Source organism: Acidovorax cavernicola (genome assembly GCF_003581445.1).
Genome location: NZ_QXMN01000017.1, coordinates 113,620 through 123,107 on the forward strand (window position 1 = coordinate 113,620; position 9,488 = coordinate 123,107).

A 9,488-nucleotide genomic window follows, 5' to 3' on the forward strand; every position below is an offset into this window, starting at 1 on the left:
GTCCTGGTTGCTTGCGTTGATGGTGGAAGGCCCGCGCGTCTTAGGACGCGAAGCCCATCTCCTTCATGGCCGTGATGAAGTCGATGCCCTTTTCCTTGGCATAGGCCTGCGCGGCGGCGGTCTGTTCGGCCTTGGTCTTGGGCTTTTCGTCGGCCGGCGCGAGCGAGCCGGTTGCGGCGTTCGGCGCGTCCGCCGCGTGCGCGTTGGCGGCGGCCTGGTGCGCGGCCTTGATGGCGGCGTTGACCTGCAGCGCGGCTTCGCCGGCAGTGGTCTTGCCGTCGAAGGCCAGTGTTTCCACCAGGGCTTCGTGGCCGGGCACGGCCGTGGCACGCACCGCTTTGATGCGCGCCAATTCTTGGGCGGCGCCTTGCGCGGTGAATTCAGCCTGCAGGGCTGCAAAGAGCACGGTGTGGCTCGCTTGGAGCTGCTCGCGCGTGAGAGTGTTTTCGGGCATTGCCGGTCCTTGGTCGATAGTTGCGGAGGGAGGGTTGTCTTCATGCGCAGCACCGGCGCCTTCCGACTGCTTGCGAGCCGGCTTACCCGCGACGACGCGAGCCTTACGGCGCGTCGCGAACTGGCCGGGATCGGTAGCCATCTGTTCCACCAACGCGTCGAGGGTGGAAACACCGTCCACCAACCCCGCATCGATGGCCTGCTGGCCGCGGAACACACGGCCGTCGGCCATGTGCTCAAGAACTTGTTCCGCGCTCACACCGCGGTGCCGCGCCACGTCGTCGACCATGAGCGAATAGACGTAGTCGACGTCGGCCTGCACGATTGCGCGGCTGTCTTCGCTCAGCGGCTCGTTGGCGCGCGCGATGCGCTTGTAGCGGCCCGCCGTGATGTGCTCTTCCTGCACGGTCGCGCTCGGGTTGTAGTTGCGCGAGACAACCACGCCGATGCTCCCGACCTGCACCACCGGCCCGCTGATGTAGATCGCGTTAGCGGCCGAGCCCGACCAGTAGCCCGCGCTCGCGAGCTGGTCATCGGTATGCACCACCAAGGGCTTCGCCTGCGCAGCCTCATAGATTGCCTGGCTGAATTCCGGGATGCCCATGACGTTGCCGCCCGGCGTGCTGATGGCGAGCACCGTGCCCTTCACGCGCGGATCCGCCGTGATGCTCTCGAGCTGCTTGGTCGCCATTTGCGTCGAGATGCCGCCGCTGACCTGCATGAACAGATTCGCCTTCGGGGACATAACGCCCGACATGCGGAGCACGGCGACACCACCAGGCTCGACGGTGTAGGCCTGCTGCTCGGCGGCCAAGGGCCGGCCGAGGCGCGCCTCGATCGCAGCGATATCGAGCTTTTCGCCACGCATGTGCGTGGCGTAGATCGCCTGCAGCTCGCGCAACTTGTCAGCGTCGAGCGCCCAGCACCCGCAGAGAAGATCAAGCAGCGTCATCGTTTTCTTTCGTGTCGTCGGCCGGCTTCTTGCCGGCGATCGGCGCCGCGGCGCCGGCCTTTGGTGTTGGCAGCAGGTCGGCGGCCTTGAGGCGGTCGTGCTCGCTCTTCTTCGTGTCGAAGGTGGCGTTCCAGTCGGAGCCGAACAGCTCCCACTCGGCGCGCTCGCGCGTCATGAGGCGCGCGTCAACTGCGGCCGAATAGGCGGCGACTTCGTCCTTCGGGTTGATCGATCCCATGCTGTCGCCCGGCCAGCTCGCGCGGGTGTAAGCCCAGCGCAGCAGCGGGTCGGCGAAGAAGCCAGGCGCAGGAATGCGCCCGATCGCGACGGCCTCGGCGAGCCAGGTTTCGTACACAGGCTGGCAGAAGCTGATGGCCATCCAGGCGCGCACGTTGCGGAAGTAAACCCAGGCGTCGAGCAGGGCGGCCTTGCTTGCGCTGTAGCTGCTGGCGAACTGTTTCACCAGCAGCTCGGTGGGCAGGCCCAGGGCCATGCCCATTTGCTTGATCACCGCGTCGATGAACGGGCCGAAGTTGGGATTCGGGCGTGTGGGGTTCGCGGTGTTGCTAACCTTCTCCCCCGGCGCCAAGCCGACGACGGCGCCCATGCCCAGGCCCACTTCGTTCGGCGCACCAGCTGCGCCCGGCGTGGTGCCATCGAAGACCGGCGCAGTGTTGCCCGTCGGCGTTTCGATGAACACCGTGAAGTAGGCGGTGATCACGGCGGCCATGATTTCGGCCTCGGTGTAGCGCGCGATCTGCTTGATGCTGTCGATGATCGGCGCCAGGTACGGCAGGCCGCGCGGCAGACCTGGCCGCACCTTGCGGAAGTGCTGGAGGATGCGGCGGCGGCCAGACCGGCCGATGCGCTTCACCCACTCGCCGGCCAGCGGCGAACCCGCGCCAGGCAGGAAGCCGCCAGGGTGCTGGCTGTAGACGTAGAACTCGATTGGCGCGCCGTTGGCGTCGGTCTTGACGCCGCCCGCCACCGTCGGCGTGTCGACCTGGCCGAGCGGGTTGCCGACGCGGTCGGCCTCCAGCACCTGGAGGCGCAACGCGTAGGGCTGCGTGGGCGTGCGCGTGCCGTCGGGCATGAGCGTGAAGGCATCGCCCGACTCCAGCACCGCACGCAGTACCAGACCCTGCTGCTGGTAGAAGTTGAGCTGTTGGGCGATGTCGCATTCGGTGCTGTCGGCCCACAGGCTGAATTCGTTCTGCACCAGCTGCTTCCAGGCCAGCGCCTGCTCTACGCTCCAGCCCAGCACCTGGCGGTTGGGCTCCGCGCTCAGCGCCAATCCGGTACCGATGACGCGGTCGACGTTGGTGTTGATCGCACCGACAGCGATAGGGCTGGTACGCGCGAGCTGGCGCGAGGCCGCGCGATCGCCGCGCAGATAGGGCAAGGTATCCGAGCGCGCATCGCGCGCCCGTGGCTTCCACCAGCGCCTGGCGCCCGAGCTGCTGCCGCCGTTCACGTCACCGCTGCCATCGGCGGATGCGGTCATGTTGGTCGTGGGCGTTAGTGCAGACAGCTCGGGCAAACGGGCCAGGATCTCGACTTGTGCGCGGGCATGCATGCGCGAGGCCACGAGGCCCGGTGCGAATGGCGCGATCGCGCGGTCGATGAGGTTGGGTTTCATGGTCAGTAGGGCCGGATGTAGGTGACACGGCGGCCACCGCCGGCGGCGGCTGTCGCCGCCACGATCTGCTCGGTCAGACTGCGGATCTCGGCGCGCACCTCGCCCAGGTCGGCGCGCGTGAGGCGCCGTGCCGTCGAACCGGCGCCGACTTGGTATTCCTGCGACCCGCCCAGGATCGCTGCCTCGGCGGCGATGTAGAGGGCGAGGCGGGCTTTCAGCTCTTCGGGTGTCATGTGCCGAACTTCCGGGTGAGGGTTTTGGCCGCGGCGTAGAAGTCGCTGGCGAAGCCGTCGCGAACCGCGGTGGCGGCTGCGCCAACGAAGTCCAGGCGCGGGCGATAGGTCGGCAGGTTGCGGGTGAACACGAACAGGGGCCGCACGCGCTTGCCGTCGCGCTGCCAGATGCCGCGGGTCTTGTCGCGGCCGATCGCTCCGGCATAGGGCACGCCGTCCTTGCGCTTGGCGCTTGGCCGTGTGACCGCGCGCAGGATGGTGCGGACCTGTGCGCCCGTGACGTTGCCGTTCGCGTCGAGCGGCAGGCCGGCTCCAGGCATGGCCCGTTCGCCCGCCAACAGGATTCCGGCGAAGCGCAGCCCGCGCTCCATGCCTTTCTCCGCGCGCCCGCCGCCTTCGACTTCGGGAAGGAGATAGCTGGTCGGCCTGGCGCCGCCGCTGCTCTGATCCTTCACGGCGATGCGCGCGAACAGCTTGTCCTTGGTCGCAGGCTCGATACGCGTGGCGTTGAGCGTGAACGACACAGGGCTGCGGAACCCGCTGCGCATGGCCGCAATCACGGCCTGCTGGCCCCGCTTGGCCGCCTTCGTGAGCGCGATCGCCGTGGCGTAGGGAATGACGCGCTCGGGCACGTCACGAATCCCTGCGGCCATGTCGGCGAGCGTCGGCCCCGAGCGGCGAATGTCGAGCATCAGGCAGCGTCGGCAGGCAGCTCTTCGACCACCAGACGGCGAGTCGAAGTCAGGTAGTCGGTGACCATCGCGGTCGGATGCGAAAGCGCGACAGGGTCGCCGGCGTTTTCCCATTCGCCCGTGGCGGGGTTCTTGTGTTGCACCTGGACCTGCGCCTTGTAGGGTGCGGTATCGGCGTTCTCGATTCGGATGTGTTTGGTCATGCGTGGCCCAATAAAAAACGCCCCGACCGCGATAGCAGTCGGGGCGAGAACCCCGGTGCTTCAGGTCGGGGAGGAGACGTGCTTCGATCTCCTAAGTTTGGGCGGCGCACACCATTTCGGTGGGCCTAAGTTGTCTCGTGTTCTACGAGACACTTTCAGTGTTGACGGCCCCGGGCTCGGCGTGATTGACCTGTAGTTGCAAGCCGTGCGCACCGGCGTTGCCTTCCAGGATTCGGGCCGTCGTGCCGATGCGGCGACGGAACTCCACAAGCACCCGGTAGAAGTGCGCTCTCCCAATGCCAAGAGCCGCCGCGGCGCTCTTTATCGGCTTGACGCGAGCGACGTAGTAGAGGTCGAAGACCTGCTTATCGATCGCCGTGGGCTGGCACGTGTAAGCAATATGCAGAGCGGCGATCGACGCCGGCGATATAGCTGACCCCAATCGCACGGAGCGCGTGGAGCTGGGCAAGCTAGCTATAACGGCGGGGCGTACCGAAGGCGGCCAATATAGGCCGTTGCCGCGGCACCAGGCCACCCAAGCCTCGCACAGTGCATCCAAGTCTCGGTCGCCGCCGTCGAGCACTGGCGCGTGGTCGTCGACTTCGTCGTTGGTTTCGTGTTCGTGGTCTTTCATCGGATACCTCTCGACATGAAGCGGCGACCAGCAGGCGCTGGCGCATAGGCAACGCGTGGCGGCGGTGGCGGTGGCGCGTCAGCGACCGCAGGAACAGTGACAGTCGCGGCAAGCGGCTGTCCATACGTATGGACGGCGGCCGTGCTTGTTTCACGGGGAACCGCGGGAGCGGCGGGCGCCGGTGCAGCCGCTACCTCGCCTTCGGGTTGAACGACCTCGGGTTCGGGCGCGTTCTCGCGAGGCTCCCCGCCGAAGAGATCGCGCGTCTGGTTCGGCGGCACCAGCTTCGCGCGCAGCTTCGTCCAGTCGTAGGCGCTGTACTTGTGAAGGCCGAGCTGGTACGCGATCGCCAGGTTGTAGACCGACACGTCGAGCGCTTCGTTGCGCGCACCGTTCGGCTTGATCCACTCGCGGATCGAGCGCCCCTTGACGTAGCGCACACGCGGCTGCTCGACCACCAATTGCTCGAACCATTCGTCGGGCAGCTTGTCGTGAAAGTGCATCGCGCCGGCGCCCTCCCCCAGCTTCATGCGCGCGAACAGATAGTCCTTCGCCACGTCGGTGCCGACGGTCCACAGCTCCACCCCGCCTTCGATCTTGTCGCCACCCCACTCCACGTCGACGCGCGACGGAGCGCTGCCCATGATTGGCTTGTTCGGTCGGTTGGCGCCGTGCAGCACCGTGCAGCCGACCGACTTGCGCGCCATGCCGTAGTTGTAAACGTCCTGCGTGTTGGCGCCGCCGGCGTCGATGCCGTAGGCGCTGATGAGCAGCGGCTTGCCGGTGGCGTGCGCGAGCGGCGTGCGCCGGATCGCGTCCAGGCGTCGCCACACGCTGTTCTCCGCCTCGGGCGGGTCGCTGGGCGAGCCGTGCAGGATGATGTAGTCGACAACCCAGTGCTCCAGGCCTGGCCCCCACGCTTCGATCTGCACCTCGAGGCGGCTTGGCTGCGTGTCGACGGCCATCGTGACCACCAGGGCTTGGTCGGGCACGACGCGGGGCGGGTAGCCCTCGGCACGCTGCTGCAGCTGCTGGGCCGTGGTGGTCGATTCGCTGTTCTGGTAACTCAGGCCGAGGCGCGTGTTGTAGAACACCTGCATGCCTTCGTGATCGCCACGCGCGAGCCGGTCCTTGGCGCGCGCGTACTGGCGCGCCAGGGCGAGCCAGGTGATCGCCCCGCTCGGCATATAGAAGGCCGACATCGTGAAGCTGATGGTCTCGCCGTCGCCCTGCGACTTCGCGACCCACCGCGCTTGGCCGCCCATTTCCACGTCGGGCAGCATCGTGGTCTTAGAGTGCTCTTCGATGATGCAGCCGTGCTCGGGACACACGAACCAGGCGCGCGCCATGAAGCCGGTGTCCGGGTCGCGTTCGTAGCGGAAGTTTTCCAGCACCAGCTCGTGCAGGTGCCCGCACCCGGGGCAGGGCACGTGGTAGCTTTCCTGCGTGCCCATATCGAACAGCGCGTCGATTTTGGAGAAGCCCTTGATCGTCGGGCTACTGACCTCATAGAACTTGCAGTCCCGCGCAAACTGCGTGGCGCGCGCCTCGGCCAGCTCGACCGGGTCGCCTTCCCCGTCGACGCTCGACTCCATCCGATCCACTTCGTCGATGAAGATGTAGCGCGCGGTGATTTCCGCCAGGTTGGCGGCAGCGCCGGCGGTGTTGATGTAGAGGGTCGCATCGCCTTTGAAGTCCTTGGCCTGCGTCGTGTTGCGCTTGTCGCGCGAGCGCTCGGCCGCGAACACGTCGCGCAGCACCTTGGCCGCGCGCGTGGCCTGTGACACGCGTGCGCTGAATCGCTTCGCGAGGCCATCGGTCGGCTGCAGCGCGAGGATGTTCGCCGGCGCCTGGTGCGCCACCGCGCAGATCCAATTGAGCGCGGTTTGCGTCTTGAACATTTGCGAGGCCACGCGGGCGACCACGCGCTTGCAGGGGTGCCCAGGTGACAGCACCTGGTGCACGCGGCGGGCGTAGGGCGTGCGAGCCAGCCGGAACTCCCCGCCCTTCGTCGGCCCGCTCTTCGGGAGCACCACGTGCTCTTCGGCCCACGCGTCGACGCGCAGCTCCGGGTCGGGCTTGGCCGCGGCGATCGCCGCACCCAGCACCAGGGCAACGTCTTCCTGTTCAGTCATGAGGCCGAGCCCTTCACCATCGCCAGGCGTTCGGCCATCTTCTTTTCCCAGGTGTCGAATGCCTTGCGCAGCTCTTCGGCGATGACGCGCTCGATCTCGCGCGCGTCGCCCATGCCGATCGTCCGAGCTGCTGCGTTCTGCGGCGCCTGAAACGCTTGGTCGCGCAGTGACCGGAAGGCATCGAACACCGTCCGCTCGACCGTCTTCTTCTCGACCAGCTCGCCGGCCTTTTGGCGGTAGGTCAGCTCCGCCGTCTTGGCCGCAAACACCCGCTCCTGCGCCTGCGCCTTGCGAAACACCATGTCGGCGCCACCATTGCCGCCGCTGACCCCTCCCCCCACCATGGAAGCCGCGCCCGAAGGCGTCGGCTCATCCGAGGAAGGAGGGACGGCAGGCGGCGCAGGCTTGGCGTTCGCACCATTGCGCGCGCGCGACATGTCGGTGGTGTTGACCACGAGCCGATCGGTCATCTCGAAGTTGACGCGGTCGCGGCCGTCGACCTTGACCATCACGACGCGCCCGGCCTGCTTGAGTTTGGTCACATACGCCGGCGACACACCCGCGTGCGCCGCGTACTCGCTCAAGCTGCCAGTCTTCACGCGGCGGTCCCTTCCGGTTCGACTGCTGCAGCGACTTGGCCGACGCGTTCCGCAGCGACCTCCGACCACGTTTGCCCCGTCGCCTCAAGCGTGGCCTCGCCCGCCGTGGCGTTCTGCCAGCGCGTCACGATCACGTCGACGTACACCGACTTCAGCTCCATGCAGTAGCAGGCGCGCCCCGTGCGCTCTGCCCCCATCAAGGTAGAGCCGGAACCGCCGAAAGGCTCGACGCACAGGCCGCCCGCGGGCAGGCTCGACTTCATGACCCGCTCCATCATCGCCACGGGCTTCGGCGTCGCATGGCCGTAGCGCTCTTCTCCGATCACGCGGCCGAACTCCCACACATCGCGCATCACATCGTGGGCGTTGTCGAAGTAGGGTCGGCCGGCGCGGAATTCTTCGCCGCGCGGTTCAAGCACCTCGCCCCGGAAGAGCGCGCGCAAGTGGGAGTACTCGGTCTTGAGCTCCGCGTAGGGCCGGGCAAACGCCGCGCCATTCGCGGCGGCCTGGAGCTTCGCGTAGTCCTTTTCGGAAATGAACACCCATTGGCTCTTCGAAAACCAGTGGCTGTACATCTGGTTCCCGGCGATGCGCTTCACATCGGCGGCCTTCCAGCCGGCCTTGTCGCGCTCGCCGCACATCCATTCACGCAGAGGCTCCCAGCCCGGCCAAAAGTCGTCCTTGGTCTGGTTGACCTGGAACACATAGCGGCCGAGTTGGAAGTACAGGCACCGCTCGGTCGCTTCGGGAAATTGCGTCAGGTCGGGCGATGCCATGCCGGCGATCGCCTTCTTGTCCCAGACGATCTCGTTGCGCAGCGTCATCGGCTCGCTGTCGCCCAGGCCATTCTTGAACCACCAGCGCCACAGGTCCGGCGAGTTGCCCCACACGTAGGCGCCGGCGTTGTCGGCCAGGTGGCGGCGAAATGCGCGCCACCACGCGGTCTGGAACTCATCGAGCTTGTCGCCGCGGAGGTTGTCGTTGGCAACGCCATCGGCTTCCTTCCCCATGCCGTAGGGCGGGTCGGCGTGCAGCAGCTGCGCGGTCTGGCCCGCCATCAACGCGCGCACGTCGGCAGGGTTGGTCGAGTCGCCGCACATCACGCGATGCACGCCACCAAGGATCCACACGTCGCCGGTGCGCGAAGTCGGTACCGCCGGCGGCAGCGGCGCTTCTTCTTCCTTCTCCTTTTCCGTCTTGGGTTCGTCGTCGGCGAGCAGGTTGAGCAGCTCTTCGGCGTCGAAGCCCATCAGCTCCAGCTGGAAGCCCGATTTCTCCAGCTCTGCCATCTCCGCCGCCAGCATTTCCTCATCCCATCCGGCGTTCAGTGCGAGCTTGTTGTCGGCGATGACGTAGGCGCGCTTTTTCACCTCGCTCCAGCCCTTGGCGACGATCACGGGGGCGTGGGGCAGCTCGAGGCGCTTGGCGGCCAGCACGCGGCCGTGCCCGGCAATGATTCCGTCCTGCTCATCGACCAGAACCGGGATGGTGAAGCCCCACTCGCGCATGGACTCGACCAGCTGGCCGATCTGCTCTTCCGAATGGGTGCGGCTGTTGCGGGCATAGGGGACCAAGGTGTCCACCGCGCGCAACTCGATAGCGTCAGAAATTGCGATCACTTTTAACCACCCACCACCGGATTTAACCAATCGGCGCGCCCTGCAACTGGCGCGAGCGAGGGGGCGGAATTACCCCGAAGGCTCGATACGTGGGGAGTACCTACAGGGGGGTCGGCCTGTTGCGAACATGCCACTCCGGGTCGACCCGCATCGCAGGGGCAAGGCGAAGCGCATGCTTCATCGAAGGCCGCGACCATGGGCACTGGGTACCGCGAGCTATCGACGAACCACCGCCACAGATCGGCCCCTTCGACCATCGGTCCATACGCATGGAACGACATGCGATCGGCGCCAATGTCGACGCCGAGAACAACGGCCCCACCCAACCC

General features: G+C 66.8%; 9 protein-coding genes. All 9 read right to left on the reverse strand.

Features of this window, described 5'->3' with window-relative positions:
• Positions 1-40: 40 nt before the first annotated feature.
• The 9 genes from D3H34_RS15415 to D3H34_RS15455 all read right to left on the reverse strand — a co-directional run bounded on the left by D3H34_RS15415 (position 41) and on the right by D3H34_RS15455 (position 9,123).
• Positions 41-1,405, reverse strand: coding sequence for a S49 family peptidase (locus D3H34_RS15415; RefSeq protein WP_119554414.1), 1,365 nt, complete (start codon positions 1,403-1,405; stop codon positions 41-43).
• Positions 1,392-3,044, reverse strand: coding sequence for a phage portal protein (locus D3H34_RS15420; protein ID WP_119554416.1), 1,653 nt, complete (start codon positions 3,042-3,044; stop codon positions 1,392-1,394). The genes D3H34_RS15415 and D3H34_RS15420 overlap by 14 nt, the downstream gene beginning before the upstream one ends.
• 2 nt (positions 3,045-3,046) lie before the next feature.
• Positions 3,047-3,277 carry a DUF6148 family protein gene (locus tag D3H34_RS15425; protein WP_119554418.1) on the reverse strand — a complete coding sequence of 77 codons (231 nt, stop codon included), beginning with the start codon at positions 3,275-3,277 and terminating at the stop codon, positions 3,047-3,049.
• The gene (locus tag D3H34_RS15430) at positions 3,274-3,969 is read right to left on the reverse strand and encodes a hypothetical protein (RefSeq protein WP_119554420.1); all 696 of its coding nucleotides are present in this window, start codon (positions 3,967-3,969) and stop codon (positions 3,274-3,276) included. The genes D3H34_RS15425 and D3H34_RS15430 overlap by 4 nt, the downstream gene beginning before the upstream one ends.
• Entirely contained in the window at positions 3,969-4,172 is a 204-nt protein-coding gene (locus D3H34_RS15435) for a hypothetical protein (RefSeq protein ID WP_119554422.1), read from the reverse strand. Before D3H34_RS15435 ends, D3H34_RS15430 begins: the two co-directional genes overlap by 1 nt.
• Before the next feature lie 142 nt (positions 4,173-4,314).
• Complete coding sequence (locus D3H34_RS15440; protein ID WP_119554424.1) at positions 4,315-4,806, reverse strand: hypothetical protein; 492 nt, start codon at positions 4,804-4,806, stop codon at positions 4,315-4,317.
• Positions 4,803-6,941 (reverse strand): phage terminase large subunit family protein, encoded by a 2,139-nt coding sequence (locus D3H34_RS15445; protein ID WP_119554426.1) that lies wholly within the window; start codon positions 6,939-6,941, stop codon positions 4,803-4,805. Before D3H34_RS15445 ends, D3H34_RS15440 begins: the two co-directional genes overlap by 4 nt.
• Positions 6,938-7,540 (reverse strand): hypothetical protein, encoded by a 603-nt coding sequence (locus tag D3H34_RS15450; RefSeq protein WP_119554428.1) that lies wholly within the window; start codon positions 7,538-7,540, stop codon positions 6,938-6,940. The genes D3H34_RS15445 and D3H34_RS15450 overlap by 4 nt, the downstream gene beginning before the upstream one ends.
• Complete coding sequence (locus D3H34_RS15455) at positions 7,537-9,123, reverse strand: site-specific DNA-methyltransferase (RefSeq protein ID WP_286185772.1); 1,587 nt, start codon at positions 9,121-9,123, stop codon at positions 7,537-7,539. The genes D3H34_RS15450 and D3H34_RS15455 overlap by 4 nt, the downstream gene beginning before the upstream one ends.
• Positions 9,124-9,488 lie beyond the last annotated feature (365 nt).